The 20,844-nt window shown below is 66.4% G+C and carries 15 protein-coding genes; 7 read left to right on the top strand and 8 right to left on the bottom strand.

The window, feature by feature from the left end; translation table 11 throughout:
• Positions 1-61: 61 nt before the first annotated feature.
• From GLA29479_RS07375 to GLA29479_RS07360, 4 genes are all read left to right on the top strand, one after another.
• Positions 62-445 (top strand): VOC family protein, encoded by a 384-nt coding sequence (locus GLA29479_RS07375; protein WP_057917652.1) that lies wholly within the window; start codon positions 62-64, stop codon positions 443-445.
• Positions 446-503: 58 nt separating this feature from the next.
• Positions 504-2,591 (top strand): amidohydrolase family protein, encoded by a 2,088-nt coding sequence (locus tag GLA29479_RS07370; protein WP_248842810.1) that lies wholly within the window; start codon positions 504-506, stop codon positions 2,589-2,591.
• 648 nt (positions 2,592-3,239) lie between these two features.
• On the top strand, positions 3,240-5,537 hold the full coding sequence (locus GLA29479_RS07365) for a TonB-dependent receptor (RefSeq protein WP_057971201.1): 2,298 nt from the start codon (positions 3,240-3,242) through the stop codon (positions 5,535-5,537).
• Positions 5,538-5,966: 429 nt separating this feature from the next.
• Positions 5,967-6,449: a glutathione peroxidase gene (locus tag GLA29479_RS07360; protein ID WP_057971200.1), complete on the top strand. Its 483-nt coding sequence runs from the start codon at positions 5,967-5,969 to the stop codon at positions 6,447-6,449.
• 140 nt (positions 6,450-6,589) lie between these two features.
• Here GLA29479_RS07360 and GLA29479_RS07355 read toward each other — a convergent pair whose 3' ends face one another.
• Positions 6,590-7,792 carry an acyltransferase family protein gene (locus GLA29479_RS07355; protein ID WP_057971199.1) on the bottom strand — a complete coding sequence of 401 codons (1,203 nt, stop codon included), beginning with the start codon at positions 7,790-7,792 and terminating at the stop codon, positions 6,590-6,592.
• A gap of 152 nt (positions 7,793-7,944) precedes the next feature.
• On the opposite strand from GLA29479_RS07355, the gene GLA29479_RS07350 reads away from it, so the two are divergent.
• Entirely contained in the window at positions 7,945-8,880 is a 936-nt protein-coding gene (locus GLA29479_RS07350; protein WP_082638369.1) for a LytTR family DNA-binding domain-containing protein, read from the top strand.
• A gap of 18 nt (positions 8,881-8,898) precedes the next feature.
• On the opposite strand, the gene GLA29479_RS07345 is transcribed toward GLA29479_RS07350, so the two are convergent.
• Positions 8,899-9,708, bottom strand: a complete 810-nt coding sequence (locus tag GLA29479_RS07345) for a ferredoxin--NADP reductase (protein ID WP_057917656.1) — start codon at positions 9,706-9,708, stop codon at positions 8,899-8,901.
• A 257-nt stretch (positions 9,709-9,965) separates the two neighbouring features.
• On the opposite strand from GLA29479_RS07345, the gene GLA29479_RS07340 reads away from it, so the two are divergent.
• Complete coding sequence (locus GLA29479_RS07340) at positions 9,966-12,362, top strand: Tex family protein (RefSeq protein WP_057917657.1); 2,397 nt, start codon at positions 9,966-9,968, stop codon at positions 12,360-12,362.
• Positions 12,363-13,102: 740 nt separating this feature from the next.
• On the opposite strand, the gene GLA29479_RS07335 is transcribed toward GLA29479_RS07340, so the two are convergent.
• The 5 genes from GLA29479_RS07335 to GLA29479_RS07315 form a co-directional block, all read right to left on the bottom strand.
• The gene (locus tag GLA29479_RS07335) at positions 13,103-14,293 is read right to left on the bottom strand and encodes a PQQ-dependent sugar dehydrogenase (RefSeq protein ID WP_211265039.1); all 1,191 of its coding nucleotides are present in this window, start codon (positions 14,291-14,293) and stop codon (positions 13,103-13,105) included.
• A 128-nt stretch (positions 14,294-14,421) separates the two neighbouring features.
• Positions 14,422-16,311: an ABC transporter ATP-binding protein gene (locus tag GLA29479_RS07330; RefSeq protein ID WP_057917658.1), complete on the bottom strand. Its 1,890-nt coding sequence runs from the start codon at positions 16,309-16,311 to the stop codon at positions 14,422-14,424.
• 132 nt (positions 16,312-16,443) lie between these two features.
• Positions 16,444-16,830: a RidA family protein gene (locus GLA29479_RS07325; protein ID WP_057917659.1), complete on the bottom strand. Its 387-nt coding sequence runs from the start codon at positions 16,828-16,830 to the stop codon at positions 16,444-16,446.
• Positions 16,831-16,866: 36 nt separating this feature from the next.
• Complete coding sequence (locus GLA29479_RS07320) at positions 16,867-17,178, bottom strand: NIPSNAP family protein (RefSeq protein WP_057917660.1); 312 nt, start codon at positions 17,176-17,178, stop codon at positions 16,867-16,869.
• A 118-nt stretch (positions 17,179-17,296) separates the two neighbouring features.
• On the bottom strand, positions 17,297-17,665 hold the full coding sequence (locus tag GLA29479_RS07315; protein ID WP_057917661.1) for a hypothetical protein: 369 nt from the start codon (positions 17,663-17,665) through the stop codon (positions 17,297-17,299).
• Positions 17,666-17,932: 267 nt separating this feature from the next.
• Between GLA29479_RS07315 and GLA29479_RS07310 the strand changes: the two genes are divergently transcribed.
• Positions 17,933-19,459 (top strand): fumarate hydratase, encoded by a 1,527-nt coding sequence (locus GLA29479_RS07310; RefSeq protein ID WP_144436393.1) that lies wholly within the window; start codon positions 17,933-17,935, stop codon positions 19,457-19,459.
• 336 nt (positions 19,460-19,795) lie between these two features.
• On the opposite strand, the gene GLA29479_RS07305 is transcribed toward GLA29479_RS07310, so the two are convergent.
• Positions 19,796-20,752 (bottom strand): patatin-like phospholipase family protein, encoded by a 957-nt coding sequence (locus GLA29479_RS07305; RefSeq protein ID WP_057971198.1) that lies wholly within the window; start codon positions 20,750-20,752, stop codon positions 19,796-19,798.
• Positions 20,753-20,844: the final 92 nt, after the last annotated feature.

Below are 20,844 nucleotides of genomic sequence, written 5' to 3'. Positions count from 1 at the left end.
CAAGGAGCGGGGCGATGGCGCAGGGCAGCCGACATACAGGACGGGCGCCGGGACGGGCCTCATGACGGCGCCAAGCGCACAGCGTTTCGTGCCGATGCTGCACGTCGCCCAGGTGCCGCGCGCGGTAGCCTTCTATGCCACCTTCGGTTTCGCGATCGGCAACGCCCACTACGAGCCCTCCTGCGGCGACGACCCGGTCTGGGTCTCGCTGCAGAGCCCCGGCGGCGCCGAGCTGATGCTGGTGCTGGCCGACGGGCCGGTCGACGACACCGTTCAGGCGGTGCTGTTCTATGTGTATTGCGACGACGTCGCGGCGATGCGCGAGCGCGTGCTCGCCGCCGGTATCGACGCCGGCGCCATGGCCCATCCGTTCTACCGCCCCAAGGGCGAGTTCCGGGTCACGGACCCGGACGGTTACGTCCTGATGATCACGCATCACGACTGAAGCCTTAGCACTCCAGGTTTCTACCTATTTCATTCTGTTTTTTCCGGAGCACGATCCGATGCCTCAACTGCCGATGTCCCGCTCGACCCTGCGCGCGCCGCGCCTGCCCTCCGTCGCCCGCCTGGCCCTCGCGGTCTGCCTCGCCTCGGGTTTCGCCAGCAGCGCCTTCGCGGCCGAGACCACGCGTTACCTGGCCCTGGTCGATGGCGGCAAGCAGGCCGGCCAGCAGGTCGTGACCCGGGCCGACGACGGCACCACCACGGTCGATTTCATCTTCAAGGACAACGGCCGCGGCCCCGAGCTCAAGGAAACCTACACGCTGGCGAAGGACGGCACCTACCAGACCTATCAGGTCCAGGGCACCTCGACGTTCGGCGCGAAAGTCGATGAAAGCTTCCGCCGCGACGGCGACAAGGCGGTGTGGAAGTCGCTGTCCGATTCGGGCGAGGCGAGCGTGTCCGGCCCCGGTCTGTATGCGCCGCTCGGCGGCACCCCGGCCGGCATTTCGGTGGTGCTCAATGCCTTGGCCAAGCGCAGCGACGGCAAGCTGCCGCTGCTGCCGAACGGCAGCCTGAGCGCGCGCAAGCTCGACGAAGCCGAGGTGACCCGCGACGGCAAGACCGAGAAGGTGCAATTGCTCGCCATGACCGGGCAGGGCTTCACCCCGAACTTCGCCTGGGCCACCACCGGCGCGGAACCGCGCTTGTTCGCCTTCATCTATCCCGGCTATCTGCAACTGATCGAAGAAGGGTGGCAGGGCAACGCCAACGCGCTGGAAACACGGCAGAAGGCCGCCGAAGGCAAGCTGCTGGTGGACCTGCGGCAGAAGCTCGGCCACCGTTTCGCCGGCACCACCCTGCTGCGCGACGTGCGCGTGTTCGACAGCGAAAAGGCCCAGCTCGGCGAGGCCACCGACGTGGTTGTCGCCGACGGCAAGATCGTCTCGGTCGGCAAGGCCGCGGCATCGCTGAAGTACGACCGCAGCGTCGACGGCGGCGGCCGCGTGCTGATGCCGGGCCTGTTCGACATGCACGGCCATCTTTCGCGTTGGGACGGCGGCCTCAACATCGCCGCGGGCGTCACCACCGTGCGCGACATGGGCAACGACAACGCGACCCTGCAGCAGATGATCGGCGAGATCAAGGCGGGCACGTTGTTGTCGCCGAACGTGGTGCCGGCCGGCTTCATCGAGGGCGAGAGCAATTTCTCGGCGCGCAACGGCTTCGTCATCAAGGACATCGCCGGCGCCAAGTCGGCGGTCGACTGGTACGCTGCCAACGGCTATCCGCAGGTCAAGATCTACAACTCCTTCCCGAAGGAGCTGCTGCGCGAGACCGCGGCTTATGCGCACAGCAAGGGCCTGCGCGTCAGCGGCCACGTGCCGGCGTTCATGCGCGCCCAGGACGTGGTCGACCAGGGCTACGACGAAGTCCAGCACATCAACCAACTGCTGCTGAATTTCTTCGTCGACGACAAGACCGACACCCGCACTTTGCAGCGTTTTTACCTGGTCGCCGACAAGGCCGCCGACCTCGACCTCGACTCCAAGCCGGTGCAGGACTTCATCGCGACCCTGGCGAAGAAGCAGATCGCGATCGACCCCACCCTGGCGACCTTCGAGTTCCTGCATCAGCGCGACGGCGAGTTGTCGCCGATCGTCGAAGGCATTGCCGACCACCTGCCGCCGGACGTGCAGCGCGGTCGCCGTTCGGCCGAGATGAACATCCCCGACGACGCCACCGCGGCGCGCTACAACAAGTCCTACGCCAAGGCGGTCGAGTTCGTCGGCCGCGCCTACAAGGCCGGCGTGCCGCTGCTGGCAGGCACCGACGAAGTGCCCGGTTTCACCCTGCAGCACGAATTGGCGCTGTACGTGCGTGCCGGCCTGACTCCGTCGCAGGCCTTGCAGGTGGCGACCTGGAACGCCGCCAAGGTCGCCCGGGTGCTCGACGACCGCGGCTCGGTGACGGCCGGCAAGCGCGCCGACCTGATCCTGGTCGACGGCGACCCGACCCGCGACATCGCCGACATCCGCAAGGTCTCGTTGGTGCTGCAGGGCGACACCGCTTACTACCCCAGTGAGGTCTACGACGCCCTGGGCGTGAAGCCCTTCGCCGCACCGGCCAAGGTGGCCGCGGCGAAGTAAGCGCCTGCGAAGTGGGTTACGGGGATTAGGTCCCGGCGTGTAGATCGCAACGAATCCAACTCGAAGAACTCCCCCCCTTTGAAAAAGGGGGGCAGAGGGACTGCTCTTGCTCGCGAGAGAGCAAATCGACCGGGCGAGCAACGGCAAATCCCCCGCGCTGCACGTTCGCCCCTTCGGCCCGATGCGCCTGGCGCTGGCCCCCTTTGACCAAGGGGGCAATGGTTCGGCGGCTTCGGTAGCAGCGCTTTCCCCTCGCTGACGATTCGCGTCGGCCGACTCGAAACCTACCCGAGCTGTTCCCCCCTTTTGGAAAAGGGGGCAGGGGGGATTTGCTCTTCCCCGCCAAAGCCCAAGCGACTCGCAACTTGAAGCCGGCTCTAACCCCAGCCCTCTCCCGCTGGCGGGAGAGGGGGCTCTCTGCCGGCCAGTCCGCCGATCGGCCAGAAAGCCCATTCGAGCACGGGCTCTTTAATGGTTTGGTAACATTCGCCGGTCAATGAGCCGCCACCGGCGCGGGCAGTCCGCGTCACGGCCGTCAAGGGACGGTCCGATCGCCCATCGCCGTACGCGCGTGCCCGAGGGAGCACGGCGGCGGCGGTTTCCCACGAACTGGCGTCCCACGCGCCGCGTCCATCGAGAAACCCGACCATGTTCCAGCACTTGCGTGCTCTTCGCAGCCCTGCGCCCCGTAGTCACGCCCTGGCCGTCGCTATCGGCTTGACCCTCGCTTCCGCCACCGTCTTTGCCCAGGACCCGGCGCCCGCCGCGCCCGCCGAAGGCGAGGCTAAGACCCTCGACGCGCTGATGGTCACCGCCCAGCGCAAGGTCGAACGCGCCAAGGACGTCCCGGTCGCGTTGACCACGGTCGACCGCGAGAAGCTGCACGTGCTCGGTTCCGGCGGCGGCGATATCCGCTTCCTGTCCGGCCGCCTGCCGAGCCTCAACATCGAGTCCTCGTTCGGCCGCGCCTTCCCGCGTTTCTACATCCGCGGCCTGGGCAATACCGATTTCGACCTCAACGCCTCGCAGCCGGTCTCGTTGGTCTATGACGACATCGTCCTGGAGAACCCGCTGCTGAAGGGCTTCCCGGTGTTCGACCTGGAGAACGTCGAACTGCTGCGCGGCCCGCAGGGCACGCTGTTCGGCCGCAACACCCCGGCCGGCGTGGTCAAGTTCGAGTCGGCCAAGCCGACCCGCGAGCTCGAAGGCTACGGCCAGGTGTCCTACGGCACCTACGGCACCACCAATTTCGAAGGCGCGATCAGCGGCCCGCTCAGCGCCAACTGGTCCGCGCGCGCTTCGGCGATGTACCAGCGCCGCGACGATTGGGTCACCAACACCAATCCGAACGCGCGCAGCAACGGCGAACTCGAAGGCTACGACGAATCCGCCGTGCGCCTGCAGCTGCAGTACGACGGCAGCGACACCTTCAATGCCTTGTTCAACGTCCACTCGCGCCACCTCAACGGCACCGCGCGTCTGTTCCGCGCCATGCTGTTCAAGAAGGGCACCAACGATTTCGCCGACGGTTTCGACATCGACGAGGTCGGCATCGACGGCCGCAACTCGCAGGAGCTCGACAGCTACGGCGCCAGCGCGCGCCTGAGCTGGGAACTGCCGAACGACTTGACCCTGTACTCGATCACCGGTTACGAAACCGCCGATTCGCTTAGCCGCGGCGACATCGACGGCGGTGTAGGCGCGATGTTCCTGCCGGGCGGCAGCACCCCGGTCGGCATTCCGTTCGCCGCCGAGTCGGCCGACGGCCTGCCGGATCACCGCCAGTGGACCCAGGAATTCCGCATCGAATCGAGCTATGCGGGCCCGCTCAACTGGCAGGCCGGCCTGTTCTACTTCGACGAAGACATCACCGTCGACAGCCTCAACTACGATAGCCTCGCCGGCGGCGTGCAGGCCGGTCATGCCCAGCAGAAGCAGCGCAACAAGGCCTGGGCCGCGTTCGGTTCGCTCGAATACGACGTGAGCGAGCGCTTCAAGCTGCGCGGTGGTCTGCGCTATACGCAGGACAAGAAGGACTTCAGCGCCAGCGTGCTGCAGAGCGCGCCGTTCGGTGCGCCGGTGTCGGGCCCGTTCAAGGTCCGCACCGACGTCGACGACGTCAGCTGGGACATCAGCGGCGTGTTCCAGGCCACCGCGGACATCAATCTGTACGCGCGCATCGCCAAGGGCTTCCGCGCGCCCAGCATCCAGGGCCGCCTGCTGTTCCAGACCCCGCCGCAGCCGTCGGTCGCCGACGCCGAGAAGGTGATCTCGTACGAAGCCGGCCTCAAGGCCGACCTGTGGGACAAGCGCGCGCGTCTCGGCGTGGCCCTGTTCCGCTACACCGTCGACAACCAGCAGCTCAACGCCGTCGGCGGCGCGCTTAACCAGACCATCCTGGTCAACGCCGACAAGACCCTCGGTCAGGGCGTGGAAGTCGACCTCGACGCCTACGTGACCGATAACCTGATGGTCACCTTCGGCGCCAGCTACAACGACACCGAGATCCAGGACAGCAACCTGTTCGTGGCTCCCTGCGGCGGCGGCTGCACCGTCACCGACCCGACCGTGGTGCGCAACGGCCAGACCCTCGCGGCGATCGACGGCAATCCGCTGCCGCAGGCGCCGAAGTGGGTCTACAACGTCACCGCGCGCTACAGCCTGCCGCTCGCCAACGGCAACGAGTTCTACGTCTACACCGACTGGGCTTACCGCAGCGAAGTGAACTTTTTCCTGTACGAAGCCCGCGAGTTCCGCGGCAAGGACCTGCTCGAAGGCGGCCTGCGCATCGGCTACCAGTGGGACAACGGCCGTTACGACGTGGCCTTGTACGGCCGCAACATCCTCAACGAAAAGCGTGCGGTCGGCGGCATCGACTTCAACAACCTGGTCGGTTTCGTCAACGACCCGCGCATCGTCGGTGCGGAGTTCAAGGCTTCGTTCTGATCCGAGCCTGCATTGCGTTGCTGCGAACGGCCCGCCTCGTGCGGGCCGTTCGTTTTTGTGGGGTGAGTGGATGCGCTTGCGAGCCGCTGGCTCGCGCATCCATGAACGCCTGGGCGCCGTGCGCCCTGGCCGGGCCGGAGAGACTTCAGAGTCATGTCTCGATAGGGCCTTGGACCTCACCTGGGCAAAGATGACGGCAAGAGCATTGCAGCAGGGAGTCGCACCTCCAGTCTCGTCATCCCCGCGAAGGCGGGGCTCCAGAGACTTAGAGTGAGGTCGCGATAAAACTCTGGATCCCCGCCTTCGCGGGGATGACCGCAACAACTAGTGGCATGCAGCATGGAGCCGCAACCCCAAAGCCCTATCCAGCCCCCAGACACCGCCGCCGCGAAGCGCTATGGTGCCTGCAGTCCCCAGGGAGTCCCCGCGATGACCACCGCCTACGATTTCTCCGCCGTCGACATCGACGGTCAGAACCAGTCGCTCGATCGCTATCGCGGCAAGGTGCTGCTGATCGTCAACGTCGCCTCGAAATGCGGATTCACCCCGCAGTACACCGGCCTGGAAAAACTCGAGCGCGACTATGCCGCGCGCGGTTTCGAAGTGCTGGGTTTCCCCTGCGATCAGTTCGGTCACCAGGAGCCCGGCGACGAGGCCGAGATCAAGGAATTCTGCGCGCTGACCTACGAGGTGAGCTTCCCGCTGTACGCCAAGATCGACGTCAACGGCGACAAGGCGCATCCCTTGTGGAAGTGGCTCAAGGACGAGAAGGGCGGCTTCCTCGGCATCGACGCGATCAAGTGGAATTTCACCAAGTTCCTGGTCGGCCGCGACGGCACCGTCATCAAGCGTTATGCGCCGACCGACAAACCCGAATCGATCGCCGCCGACATCGAGAAGGCGCTCGGCTGAAGCGCCTCCAGGGGTAGGAGCGGCGTCCTGCTGGATTTCCTTCGGTCACGAGCCGCGACCGCGTCGCTATTCGAAACGATGCGGTCGCGGCTTGCGCCGCTCCTACCCAGAAGCCACCGCGCCGTGTCGAAGCTCCGCGATCACGCCGCCTCCGCCGCCGGCCGCGCAAGGCCGGCGGCCGATGCCGTCACCTGCGGCCGGCCACCGCGTTTGGCCTTCAAGCCGAAACAAGGCCGCAGCCACGGCACGCGCCGGATCGCCTCGTGCAACGCCCAGCAGCCGAGCACGGTGCCGAGCAGAACGATGGCGGGCTCGACGACCGCGCCGAACTTGAGCGGCAGCACCCAATAAGCGATCAGCACGGTCAGGCTCTGGTGCAGCACGTACCACGGGTAGACCGCCTCGGTGGCCCAGGGCAGCCAGCGGAACGGGCGGTTGAGCACGTGATGCGACCAGCCCAGGATCGTGCAGATCGCCGCCCAGATGTACAGGCTGCGTATCGTCCAGATCGCGTACTGCACGCTGTCGGGCACTTCCTCGGGCAGCAGCTTGATCATCGCCAGATAGGCCGCGAACAGCGTCAGTGCCCAACCCAGGGTGCGGCGGCGCAGGCGCAGCAGTTCCTGCCACAGGCCGGCCTCGTTGCCGAGCCAGTAGCCGTAGAGGAACACGGTGAAATAGATCGCGTGGCGGTACCAGTCGTGGATCAGGTCGCCGGTTTCCTCGAAATGCGGCTGCAACAGGATCGAGCCGAGCGCCAACGGCAGCGCCGGCAGCACCACCAGCTTCCAACCGCGCAGCCCGGCCCACGCGGCGTGGGCACGGCGGCCGAGGCCGTTGCGAAACAGCGGCAACACGGCCGCGAAGACCAGGGTGTAGACCCACAGATAGACCAGGTACCACAGGTGGTTCCAGGTGAAGCCGTACTCCCAGCCGTCGAAGGCCTCGGCCGGCCAGGGTTGGAAGCGGTAGTAGCGCAGCAGGAAGTCGACGAAGCCCGGCTCGACCAGGCCGTTCGCCACGCCCTGGGCATAGGGCTGGATCGGCACGACCACCAGGCAGCCGAAGGTCAGCGGCAGCAACAGCCGCCAGCTGCGTTGGGCGATGAAACGGCCGAGCGAGGTGCCGCGCAACAGGAAGTGCACCGACAGGCCGGAGATCAGGAAGATCAGGTCCATGCGCCAGCGGTTCACGAACAGCATCGGCAACTGCAGGGCCTCCGATAGGTGCGTGCTCTTCAGGTGCCAGCCCCAGTCGGCGACGTAGAGCATGGCCCAGTGGTAGAGGATCAGCAGGGCGAAGGCGAGGGCGCGCAGGGCGTCGATGTCGTATCGGCGTGGCATGGGCGATCACGGCAGTGGCGGAGCCGCAAGCCTGTGGCGACGGGCGTTGGCGAGCGATGCCGGGGTGACCGGTGGTGGTTCATGGGGACGAATCGCGGTCCCGGGGGACGACCGGTCGTCGCGTTCGACGGCCGCCGGGCGAGAATGCGCGCATGAACGACGATGTGTCCCCGATTCCCGCGGCCGCCAGCGCCGCCACCATTCCTACCGCTCATCCGGCCGTCCCGCCGAGCGCCTGGGACCGCTACCAACCCTGGCGCCGCACCGCCGAGATCCTCGGCTGGGTAATCCTGTTCGGGGTCAATGCGGTCGCCGGCAGCCTGACCACCTTGATGGACATCCGCCGGGCCGGCCTCGACATCCCGAATTGGGCGCCGCCGGTCTGGGAGGGCAGCAGTTGCCTGGTCGCGCTGGCCCTGGTGCCGGCCCTGGTCTGGTACACCCGCCAGGTCCCGTTCCATGTCGATACCTGGCGCCGTGCCCTGTCCCTGCACCTGCTCGGCAGCGTGGCCTGGTCGGTCGCGCACGTGACCGGCATGGTGGCGATCCGCAAGGCGGTCTATGCCGGCCTCGGCGAAAGCTACGACTTCAGCCCCTGGGCGACCGAATACATCTACGAATACCTCAAGGACGTGCGGTCCTACACTTATATGGTGCTGTGGATCGAGGCCTATCGCCTGTTGCTGCGGCGTTGGCAGGGCGAAGCCAGCGTATTGACCGTCGCCGACGACGTGCCCGAGCCGATCGTTCCGGAACGGCCGGAGCGCTTCCTGGTGCGCAAGCTCGGCAAGGAGTTCCTGATCGCCGCGGCCGAGGTCGAGTGGCTGCAGGCCTCGTCCAACTACGTCAACCTGCATCTGCGCGGACGCGACTATCCGCTGCGCACGACCATGGCCAGCATCGAGACTCAGCTCGATCCGGCCCGCTTCGTGCGCGTGCACCGCAGCTATATGGTCAACCTGGATTGCGTCGGCGAGATCGAGCCGCTGGAAAGCGGCGATGCGCGCATCACCATGAGCGACGGCACCCGCATCCCGTGCAGCCGGCGTTACCGCGGCGCCCTGCGCCAGGAGCGGCGCGCGGCCTGAGGCGCGCCTGCCGCCGGCTCACTTCTCGACGAAAGCGCGCTCGAACACGTACTGGCCCGGCGTGCCGATGCGCGGCGAGGCGGTGAAACCGCGCTGGTCGAGCACGCCGCGGAAATCGGCCAGCACCTGCGGGCTGCCGCAGATCATCGCCCGGTCGTGCTCGGGGTCGAGCGGCTCGATGCCGAGCAGGTCCATCATCCGCCCGCTCTCCATCATTTCGGTCAGGCGGCCGCGCTGGTCGCGGCCGGCGTAATCGAAGGCCTCGCGGGTCACGGCCGGGCAATACTTGAGCTTGGCCGCGATCTGTTCGCCGAGAAACTCGTGGTGCGGCAGCTCGTTGACGATGTAGTCGCGGTAGGCCAGGTCTTTCTCGTGGCGCACGCCGTGGCAGAGCACGATTTTGTCGAAGCGCTCGTAGGTCTCGGGGTCCTTGATCACCGACAGCCACGGCGCCAGGCCGGTGCCGGTGCCCAGCAGATACAGGTTGCGGCCCGGATGCAGGTCGTGGATCAGTAGGGTGCCGGTGGGCTTGCGCCCGATCAGCACGCTGTCGCCGGGCTGGATCGACTTCAGGCGCGAGGTCAGCGGGCCGTTCGGCACCTTGATGCTGAAGAACTCGAGCTGCTCTTCCCAGTTGGCGCTGGCGATCGAATAGGCGCGCAACAGCGGCTTGTGCGAGCCGTCCGCCTGCTCGACCTGCAGTCCGATCATCACGAACTGACCGTTCTCGAAGCGGAAACCGTCGTCGCGGGTGGTGGTGAAGCTGAAGTAGTCGTCCGTCCAGTGACGGACGTCCAGCACCGTTTCGGTGCCAAAAGCGGAGGACATGCGAGGATCGATCGGGTGGAGCGGGGCGCACATTGTACCCGAGCGATGAGAACGGTTCTTAAAGCCAGGGGTGAGCGGAGAGGAGTGAGAAGCGAGCAAAGCCGATACCGCCTCGCTCCCGCTCGTTTCTGACTCCTCTCCGCTCGTTTCTCATCCGCCCGCCCCAAAAACCCTGTGCTGTCAATGGGTTTCGCGTTCACGCCGGCATTGCGACAATCGCCCGGTCCCCCGCCAGCGGGGCTAATCGATTGGAAACGATGCAAGACCAGAACACGCAGTCCGCGCAGATCGCCAACAAGATCGCCAAACTCATCGCCGTCGAGATCGGCGCCCAGACCGCCCAGGCCCTGTCCGCGATTGCTTTGCTCGACGAAGGCGCGACCGTTCCCTTCATTGCCCGCTACCGCAAGGAAGTGACCGGCGGCCTCGACGACATCCAACTGCGCGACCTGGAATCGCGTCTGCGTTATCTGCGCGAGCTCGAAGATCGCCGCGCCGCGGTGCTCGAAAGCATCGCCGAGCAGGGCAAGTTGACCGACGAGCTGCGCGGCGATATCGAAGCGGCCGACAGCAAGGCGCGCCTGGAAGACCTGTACCTGCCGTACAAGCCCAAGCGCCGCACCAAGGCGCAGATCGCCCGCGAAGCCGGGCTGGAGCCGTTGGCCGACGGCCTGCTGGCCGACCCGACCTTGAGCCCGGAAGCCTACGCCGCCGGCTTCGTCAGCGAAGAAAAGCAGGTCGCCGACGTCAAGGCCGCGCTCGAAGGCGCGCGCGCGATCCTGATGGAGCGCTGGGGCGAAGACGCCAGGCTGGTCGGCGAACTGCGCGGCTGGCTGACCGAGGTCGGCGTGATCCGCGCCCGCGTCGCCGAAGGCAAGGAGGCCGAAGGCGCGAAGTACCGCGACTACTTCGACCACGCTGAATCGCTGGCGAAGATTCCCTCGCACCGCCTGCTGGCCCTGTTCCGCGCCCGTCGCGAGGAAGTGCTGTTCCTCGAACTCGACCCCGGCACCGATGCCGAAGCCGGCCACGCCTACGGCGAAGGCCGGGTCGCGCTCAACGCCGGCATCTCCGACCAGGGCCGCGCCGCCGACCGCTGGTTGCTCGATGCCTGCCGCCTGACCTGGCGCGCCAAGCTGCACCTGCACTTGTTGCTCGACCTGTTCGGCCAGGCCCGCGAGAAGGCCGAGGCCGAAGCCATCGACGTGTTCGGCGACAACCTCAAGGACCTGTTGCTGGCCGCTCCGGCCGGTCCGCGCGCCGTGCTCGGCCTCGACCCGGGCCTGCGCACCGGCGTCAAGGTCGCGGTGGTCGACGCCACCGGCAAGTTCGTCGCCCACGACACCATCTACCCGCACGAGCCGCGCAAGCAGTGGGACCAGTCCCTGCACACGCTGCGCGCGCTGTGCATCAAGCACGGCGTCGAACTGATCGCGATCGGCAACGGCACCGCTTCGCGCGAAACCGACAAGCTGGCCGCCGATCTGATCAAGCTGATGCCGGAAGCCAAGTTGACCAAGGCCGTGGTCAGCGAGGCCGGCGCCTCGGTGTACTCGGCCTCCGAGTTCGCTTCCAAGGAGTTTCCCGATCTCGACGTCAGCATCCGCGGCGCGGTCTCGATCGCGCGGCGCCTGCAGGATCCGTTGGCCGAACTGGTCAAGATCGAACCGAAGGCGATCGGCGTCGGCCAGTACCAGCACGACGTCGACCAATACCGCCTGGCGCGCGCGCTCGACGCCCGCGTCGAAGACTGCGTCAACGCGGTCGGTGTGTACGTCAACACCGCATCGGCGGCGCTGTTGGCGCGCGTGTCGGGCCTGTCGAGCACGGTAGCCGAGAACATCGTCCGCCATCGCGACGAGAACGGCCCGTTCGCCTCGCGCAAGGCCTTGCTCAAGGTGCCGCGGCTGGGCGACAAGACCTTCGAACAATGCGCCGGCTTCCTGCGCATCGTCGACGGTGAACAACCGCTCGACGCCTCCTCGGTGCACCCCGAGGCGTATCCGGTGGTCGAACGCATCGTCCAGCAATGCGGGCGCGAGGTGAAGCAGTTGCTCGCCGACCCGCAGTTCGTGCGCGGCCTGAAACCGGAAGCGTTCACCGACGAGAAGTTCGGCGTGCCGACCGTGCGCGACATCCTCAAGGAAATGGAAAAACCCGGCCGCGACCCGCGCCCCGAGTTCAAGGCCGCGCGTTTCGCCGACGGCGTCGAGGACCTCAAGGACCTGCAGGTCGGCATGATCCTCGAAGGCGTGATCAGCAACGTCGCCGCGTTCGGCGCCTTCGTCGACATCGGCGTGCACCAGGACGGCCTGATCCACATCTCGGCCTTGTCGGACAAGTACGTGAAAGATCCGCGCGAAGTGGTCAAGGCCGGCGACGTGGTCAAGGTGCGGGTGCTCGAAGTCGACATCCCGCGCAAGCGCATCGCCCTGACCCGCCGACTCGACGACGCCGTGCCGGCACCGCGTCCGCCGGGTGCGGGCGCCGAACGCAACGAGCGTGGCGACCGCAGCGGAGGCCGCGGCAACGACCCGCGCGGCGGCCGTCGCGATGCACCCCCGGCTCGAGGCGGTTCGTTCGCCCCGAAGGCCGCCGCACCGATGGGCGGCGCCCTGGCCGATGCGTTCGCGAGGGCGAAGCAGAAACCCTGATTTCCGGGTTTTGCCTTTGGCGACAATCGAAAACCGCCTCCTTGAGAAAGGGGCGGTTTTTTTGTTGGGCTAGTCGAGGGTGTCGCTGATGGAGGCGGCGTTATTACCGCTTAGCTTCGGTTCTGGTTGCAGTTGCCTTGAAGGTTTTTCTGTTGCTGTTGCCTTAGTTGTTGCTGTGCGCCGCCTCGCGCTCGCGAAGGCAATCGAAGACCCGGAGGGTGGCGCGCAAGGATGCGCGCCGTTTTTCATCGGGACAGGGATGTCCCGTATGTAGATCCCCGCGGATGCACCGCTCGTGCGGGCTTGTGATTCAAAGAAAAGCATTTTTCTTTGGTTACCTTTCTTTTGTTGCTTATGACAAAAGAAAGTAACCCGCCGCTTTAGTGGCGGAAGCTTTTGGCGTTTGATCTTGGTCTTTGAGAAGCCTCAAGCAAGAGCAGAGCTTCCGTCCGCTGACGCGGCCGGGTTACTTTCTTTTGCTGGCCCAAAAGAAAGATAACCAAAGAAAAGGCCTTCCTTGACGAAGCTCCCCTGCGAGCACGCAGCTCGCGCCGGGATTTTCCGATAAGACGTCCCTGTCTTATCGGAAAACGCCGCACGTCCTGTGCGGCGCCCTCCGGGTCTACGGTTGCATCGCAAGTTCGAGACTGCGCCAAGCTGTCATGGCAAAGGCAAAGGCAAAGGCAAAGACAAAGGCAAAGGCAAAGACAAAGGCAAAGGCAACCGGCGCCAGCCGCCGATCACTTCCCCGCCGGCGGCTCCAACCGCAACAACTTGCCCTCGCTCTCGTCGGTCAACACATACACCTTCCCATCCCCCGACACCCGCACATCGCGGATGCGCCAGTCGAGCTGCTTGAGCAGACGCTCTTCCTTGACGATCTTGTCGCCGTCCAGGCTCAGCCGGATCAGGCTGCCGTCGGCGAGGGCGCCCAGGAACAGGCTGTCGTTCCACGGCGAGCCGGCATGGCCGGTGTAGAAGGCCATGCCCGACAAGGCCGGGGATTTTTCCCAGACGTGATAGGGCGATTCCAGGCCCGGTTTCTCTTTACCCTCGGCTTCGGAAATCTTCAGGCCGCTGTAGTCGATGCCGTGGGTGATCAGCGGCCAGCCGTAGTTTTTGCCGGGCTGCGGCAGGTTGATCTCGTCGCCGCCGCGCGGGCCGTGCTCGGCTTCCCAGACGGTGCCGGTGCGCGGGTCGACGGCCAACGACTGCATGTTGCGATGGCCGTAACTCCAGATCTCCGGGCGCGCGTCCTGGCGACCGACGAAGGGGTTGTCCTCGGGCACGCTGCCGTCGAGGTTCAGGCGCACCAATTTGCCTTGCAGTTTGTCGAGCTCTTGCGAGGCCATGCGCTGTTGGCGCTCGCCCTGGGTGATGAAGATATGCCCCTGCTTGTCGAAGGCGAGGCGCGAACCGAAGTGATTCGGGCCGACCAGTTTGGGCTGCTGTTGGTAGATCACCTTGACGTCGGCCAGGGCCGCGTCGCCGAGCGTGGCCGAAGCCACCGCGGTGCCGGCGCTGCCGTCGTCGCCGGGCTCGGCATAGCTGAGGTAGATACGCTGGCTGCTGGCGAAGTCGGGCGACAGCACGACATCGAGCAGGCCGCCCTGGCCTTCGGCCCAGACCGCCGGCACGCCTGCGATCGGCGCCGAGATCGCGCCGTCGGCGCCGATGCGACGCAGGCGGCCGGCGCGTTCGGTGACCAGGAAGCCGCCGTCGGGCAGCAGCGCGACCGCCCAGGGGTGTTCGAGCCCCGAGGCGATTTCGGTGACGCGCACCTCGCCGAGTTCGCTGTTGAGTTGATGGGTGGCTTGCTGCGCCGGTGCCGCCTTGGCGGTCGCGGCCTCGGCCTCCTGGTTGCGCTGGCAGGCCGCCAGGCTCAGCAGCAGGGCGAGGGAAAGGACGCTGCGATGAAGCATCGGGGTCATATGCGCTCCTGGATCGTGAGGTCGCGAGCGGAGTGCGCTCGGCAACGGCGCAGTCACCATAGCCGCCGCTCCGCACTGGGACAACGAGGCGCCGGTACAGTTCCGCCCGGCGGGTATCCGCTGCCGGCTCAGCGATAGCCGGCGGCCTGCAGCTCGAACAGCTCGGCGTAGCGTCCGCCCTGGGCGAGCAGTTCGACATGGGTGCCGCTGGCTTCCAGGTGGCCCTCGGCGAGCACCAGGATGCGGTCGGCCATGCGTACGCTGGAGAAGCGGTGCGAGATCAGCACCGCGGTCTTCTCGGTCGACAGTTCCTTGAAGCGCTGGAAGACCTCGAACTCCGAGCGGGCATCGAGCGCCGCGGTCGGTTCGTCGAGGATCATCACCTGCGCATCGCGCATATAGGCGCGCGCGATCGCGATCTTCTGCCATTGCCCGCCGGACAGGTCGACACCGGTCTTGAAGCGGCGGCCGATCAACTGGTCGTAGCCGCGCGGCAGGTTCTCGATGACTTCGTCGGCCATGCCGCGCCGCGCCGCTTCGCGGATGCGCGCGGCATCGCCCATCGCGTCGATCTGGCCGACGCTGATGTTCTCGCCGGCGGTCAAGTGATAACGGACGAAGTCCTGGAAGATCACCCCGGTGTTGGCGCGCAGGTCGTCGAGGTCGTAGTCGCGCAGGTCGCGGCCGTCGAGCAGGATCCGGCCTTCGTCGGGGTCGTACAGGCGCGCGAGCAATTTCACCAGGGTGGTCTTGCCGGCGCCGTTCTCGCCGACCAGGGCCAGCACTTCGCCGGCACGCAGTTCGAAGTCGAGCCCGCGCAGGGCCCACTGCTCGGCGTCGGGATAACGGAAGCCGACGTTCTCGAACACGAAGCCCTGGCGGATCGGTTTCGGGATCGCGAGCGGGTCGGCCGGCGAGACGATCTCCGGCTTGATCTCGAAGAACGAGAACAGGTCTTCCAGGTACAAGGCTTGTCCGGCGACTTGCGAGAAGCCGATCAACAGCCCTTCCAGCAACTGGCGCAGGCGCAGGAAACTGCCGGCGAGGAAGGTCAGGTCGCCGATGCTGAAATCGCCGCGCACCGTGCGCCAGGCGATGTAACCGTAGGCGATGTAGTAACCCAGGGTGCCGAGCCCGGCCAGCACCGTGCCCCACAGGGCGCGGCGGCGGGCGAGGGCGCGGTTGGCCTTGAAGAACTTGCCGGCCAGCTCGCGGTATTTCGCGATCAGGAAGCGATGAAGATTGAAGATCTTCACTTCCTTGGCGGTTTCGACGCTGGCGCCCATCTGACGCACGTATTCGAGTTGGCGCCGCTCCGGCGTCCAGGCGAAGTTGAGCGAGTAACCCAGGGCGTTGAAATGCGCTTCGCCGATGAAGGCCGGAATCAGGGCCACCGCCAGCAGCAGGATCAACCACGGCGCGTAGACCAGCAGGCCGATGGCGAAACTCACCACCGTGATGGTGTCCTGGACCTGGCCGAACAGCTGGCTCATCAGGTTCATGCGGCCCATGGTCTGGCGGCGCGCGCGATCGAGCTTGTCCTGCAGGTCGGGGTCTTCGAAGTCTTCGAGGTCGAGGGTGGCGGCGTGCTCCATCAGGCGCACGCTGGTCGCGTTGGTGAACAGCTCCGACAGCAGCGCATCGCCGTAGGCGACGATGCGCCCGAGCAGGTCGGAGCCGATCGCCAGGCCGAACTCGAGTGCGAGCAGTCCGAGCAGGGTATTGAGCTGGCCGCTGGCCCAGGCCGAGGACAGCGAACCGAAATCGGGATTGGTGGCGACCAGCCGCACGGCTTCGTCGATGATCAACTTGCCGACGTACAGGGTGAGCACCGGCAACAGGGCGCGGACCAGGCGCAGGCCCAGGGTGATCAGGGTCAGCGCCGGGCTCGTCGCCCAGATCTGCTTGAGGAAGGGGCGCAGGTTGCGCAAGGCGTCGAAGCGTTCGCGCAGACTGGGCTTGCCGCCGTCGGCCTGCACCTGGCGGGGCGACGGGCTCGCATCACTGGATGTGCTCATGCAGCGATTGTGCCCAAGAACCGGGTCGCCGGTATGTGGCGTGGTCGGCGATCGAGGCCGCGGTGCCCGGACCGCTTCGCACCGGGCGGGGCGGGATCGATGGCGACGCGATCGCTGCGACGAGCGCGCGGCTCAGGCCGCGGCCATCGCTTCCACTTCGAGCTTCCAGCGCGGATCGAGTAGGCGGCAGCAGACCACCGTCGAAGACGGGCGGTGGCCGTCGAGGTATTTCAGGCGCAGCTGCACGTTGGCCTCGTCGTCGGCGGGATCGGCCAGATAGGTGCGCAGCGAGATCAGGTGGCGATAGTCCATGCCGGCCGCGCGTAGCAGCACGCCCATGTGACGCCAGATCAGCTCGCCCTGCTCCTCGAAGGACGCGGGCAGGGTGACGCCGTCGGCGAGGTAGCCGTTGAGCCCGCTGATGACCAGCAGACGCGCGTCGCCGCGGACTTCGGTGGCATGGCTGTAGCCGCGATAAGGCGGAAACAGTTCGGGTGGGTTATGGCTGATGACGGGCATGGATACTCCGGTTAGGCGCCATCGGGCGGCTGCGGCTCAGTCCGGTTTGAACACGGGGCGGAAGAAGCTGCGCTCGTAGCTGACGATGAAGCGCTTCTCCTGCGCATAGGCGAAGGCGGCCCGGCAGTCGGGGTCGTCGAAGGAGCGCGTGCGGTAATCCTCGTACGCGGCAAGGCTCGGGAACGAGAACATCGCCAGGGCGATGTTGCTGGTGCCCTCGGAGGGCATGAAGTAACCGTGGTGCTGGCCGCCGAATTTCTCGACCAGGGGAATCCAGAGCTTGCCGTAATGCTCGAATTCGGCCAGTTGGTAGGGGTCGATGACGTAGCGCAGGTAGCAGGTGATCATGGGCGAGGGTTCCAGGGGCGAACGTAGGCGGGCAATGTAGCCTGAGGCTGCGCCGGTTTCAGCGACGGGCGCGGCGGAGCCGCGATGCGGATCGCACTGCCTCGCTCAGAGTGCTCGCTCAGAGCGCCTGCGCCAACCGGAAGATCGGCAGATACATCGCGATCACCGCCAGCGCGCCGGCGCCGATTCCGGCGATGCCGCCGAACAGCAAAGCGACCAGATCGCGGCGCCGCTTCGGCCACAGCATCCACAGCGCCAATACCAGCAGCGGCAGCGGGCACAGCACCCAGGGATAGTCGATCAAGGTCTGGGTGAGCAGCGGCAGATCCATGCTGAGGATGGCGAACATCGGCTCGAACCGCGGCACCAGCAGCAAGGGGCTGATGCCTCCGAGCCCGGAAAGCGCCAGGCCGATGATCGGCAGGGCCGGGTTGAAGCGGGCCGGTGATTGCGGCGCCGGCGAGGTTTGCGGAGACGAAGGGGGCATGGGACCAGGGAGGCGGCCGGGAAAGGCGTCAGCTTAGTCGCATCAAGACGGCTAGGACGGACGCCGGCTTTGCCGCGTCAAGCGGGCCAGGACGGACGCGCGCTTTGCCGCGTCAAGGCGGCCCAGGACGGACGCCGGCTTTGCCGCGTCCTTAGCGCCCGGCCTGTCCGCGCAAGGGCCCCGGCCTGGCCGGAAGGGTAGAATGGCGGTCCCCACCGCCAGCCTACGCCCGCCGTGACCGCCTCCCAGTCCCATGCCGTTTCCGCCGTGAGCGGACCCGTCGTCATCCGCCAGGACGACCTGATCCAGTCTGTCGCCGATGCGCTCCAGTACATCAGCTACTACCACCCGGTCGACTACATCAAGAACCTCGCCGCTGCCTACGAGCGCGAGGAAAGCACCGCGGCCAAGGACGCGATCGCGCAGATCCTGATCAACTCGCGCATGTGCGCTGAAGGCCATCGGCCGATCTGCCAGGACACCGGCATCGTCACCGTATTCCTCGACATCGGCATGGACGTGCGCTGGGACGGAGCCACCATGGGCGTGGAAGACATGGTCAACGAAGGCGTGCGCCGCGCCTACAACCATCCCGACAACAAGCTGCGTGCCAGCGTGCTCGCCGACCCGGCCGGCAAGCGCAGCAACACCAAGGACAACACGCCGGCGGTGGTCAACGTCAAGGTCGTGCCGGGCAACACCATCGAGGTGATCGTCGCGGCGAAGGGCGGCGGCTCCGAGGCCAAGTCCAAGTTCGCCATGCTCAATCCCTCCGACTCGATCGTCGACTGGGTGCTCAAGACCGTGCCGACCATGGGCGCGGGCTGGTGCCCGCCGGGCATGCTGGGCATCGGCATCGGCGGCACCGCCGAGAAGGCGATGCTGTTGGCGAAGGAAGCGCTGATGGAGCCGATCGACATCACCGACCTGCAGGCGCGCGGCGCCGGCAATCGCGCCGAAGAACTGCGCCTGGAGTTGTACGAGAAGGTCAACGCGCTCGGCATAGGCGCGCAGGGCCTCGGCGGCCTGACCACGGTGCTCGATATCAAGGTCAAGGATTACCCGACCCACGCCGCCAATCTGCCGGTGGCGATGATTCCGAACTGCGCGGCGACCCGCCACGCCCATTTCACCCTCGACGGCAGCGGCCCGGTAATGCTCGACCCGCCCTCGCTGGAAGATTGGCCGAAGCTGACCTACGACTCGTCCAAGGGGCGCCGCGTCGATCTCGACAACGTCACCCCGGAAGAGGTCGCAAGCTGGAAGCCCGGCGAAGTGCTGCTGCTCAACGGCAAGCTGCTGACCGGTCGCGACGCTGCGCACAAGCGCATGGTCGACATGCTCAACAAGGGCGAGGAACTGCCGGTCGATTTCAAGGGCCGCTTCATCTATTACGTCGGCCCGGTCGACCCGGTGCGCGACGAGGTCGTCGGCCCGGCCGGCCCGACCACGGCCACGCGCATGGACAAGTTCACCGAACAAGTGCTGGCCCAGACCGGCCTGCTCGGCATGGTCGGCAAGGCCGAACGCGGCCCGGTCGCGATCGAATCGATCAAGAAGCACCGCTCGGTGTATCTGATGGCGGTCGGCGGCGCGGCCTATCTGGTGTCCAAGGCGATCAAGGCCTCGCGCGTGGTCGGTTTCGCCGACCTGGGCATGGAAGCGATCTACGAATTCACCGTGCAGGACATGCCGGTGACGGTCGCGGTTGATTCGACCGGCGAGTCGGTGCACAAGACCGGCCCGAAGGAATGGCAGGCGCGGATCGGCAAGATTCCGGTGGTGGTGGAGTAAGCCTGGGTTTCGTTCGACGAGGCCCCGTTGTATCCATGCAGCGCCCGGCCCAATGCCGGGCGTTGCGTTTTCAGGCGGAGCTGCTCTGCTCTAAGGGTAGGAGCGACGCGAGTCGCGACCGCGCTGTCGCGGTTTCGCGCCGCCATCGGCTGGGCCTTCGTTGCCTTTGTAGGAGCGGCGTGAGCCGCGACCCGGCCAAGACGCGAATGCCACGCCGGCTTCCGAAACCCGGCGTGGGCCATGCCCGACTGTCTTCACTGCGGCCGATGCGCTTGCGTGCATCGCTTTGATGGGTCGCGACTCACGTCGCTCCTACAGAGGAACGGCTGTCGCCCCTCAAAGCTTCTTGACCAACTGCGCCAGCATCTTCTTCGTCGCCGGCCGGAGCAGATATTCGTTCGACAAAATCTCCAGCGCGGCGAGGTTGGTGGCGCTGGTGTCGTCCAGGTCGTCCAGGCCGACCAGCAACTCGGTCTGCATCCGGTAATAGCCGTCGCCGACCAACTGCCTGGCGATGTAGTCGACCGAGTCGGTGTTGCCGTCGAACAGGACGTCGATGATCGGTACCGCCCATTCCAGCGCGCCCCATTCGCGTGCCGAGTGCAGGTCGATGCTGCGGGTGCGTTCGCCGGTGCCGACCGACAGCACCACCAGGTCGCGGCTGTTGTCGACCTGGGCATCCTTGCGCATGGCTTCGGCGATGGCGCAGGCGGTCGGGTTGTTGGCGACCACGCCGCCGTCGATCAGGGCATACAGCTTGCCCTGGATGTTCATCGGATGAGCCGGGAAATAGGTCGGCGCGGCCGAAGACGCGCGACAGACCTCCCACACCGGCAGCTTGCGATGACAAGCATCGAAGCTCTTGAAGATCACCGGCGCGCGCGAAATCGTGTCGTAACTGGTCACCAACACCGGCACCTGCAACTGACCGAGGGTGGTCTTGCCGAATACCTTCTTGAGTACCTTCTCCAAACCCACGCCGTCGTAGCGCGGGGCCGAGAGACCGGCGTAGAACACGCGCCCCGCACGCGACCACAGTCGCCCGGCCAGATCCGGAAAGATCAGATGGCGTTGATCGCGATACAGCTCGGCCATGGCCGCGGGGCTGAGCCCATGCGCGAGGCCGCAGGCGACGAGCGCGCCGGTCGAACTGCCGGCGATCAGGTCGAAACTCTCGAGCAGGCCGGGCTTGCCGGACTGGGCCAGCGTCCGCTCGACGCCGTCGAGCCAGTGGCAGCTCACCAGACCGCGTATGCCTCCGCCGTCGAGCGAAAGGATGCGCCGCATCTTCATCGGGGGTCTCCGTCGATCTTGGCAGATTAACGCAGCACTGCTACGACCCAGGTTAGGGGCCGTCCTAACTCGCTCACGCGCCGCGCCTCAGG

Source organism: Lysobacter antibioticus, from assembly GCF_001442535.1.
GTDB lineage: Bacteria > Pseudomonadota > Gammaproteobacteria > Xanthomonadales > Xanthomonadaceae > Lysobacter > Lysobacter antibioticus.
The sequence above is the reverse complement of the archived record's forward strand: the minus strand, read 5'-3'. Positions and strand labels throughout refer to the sequence as shown.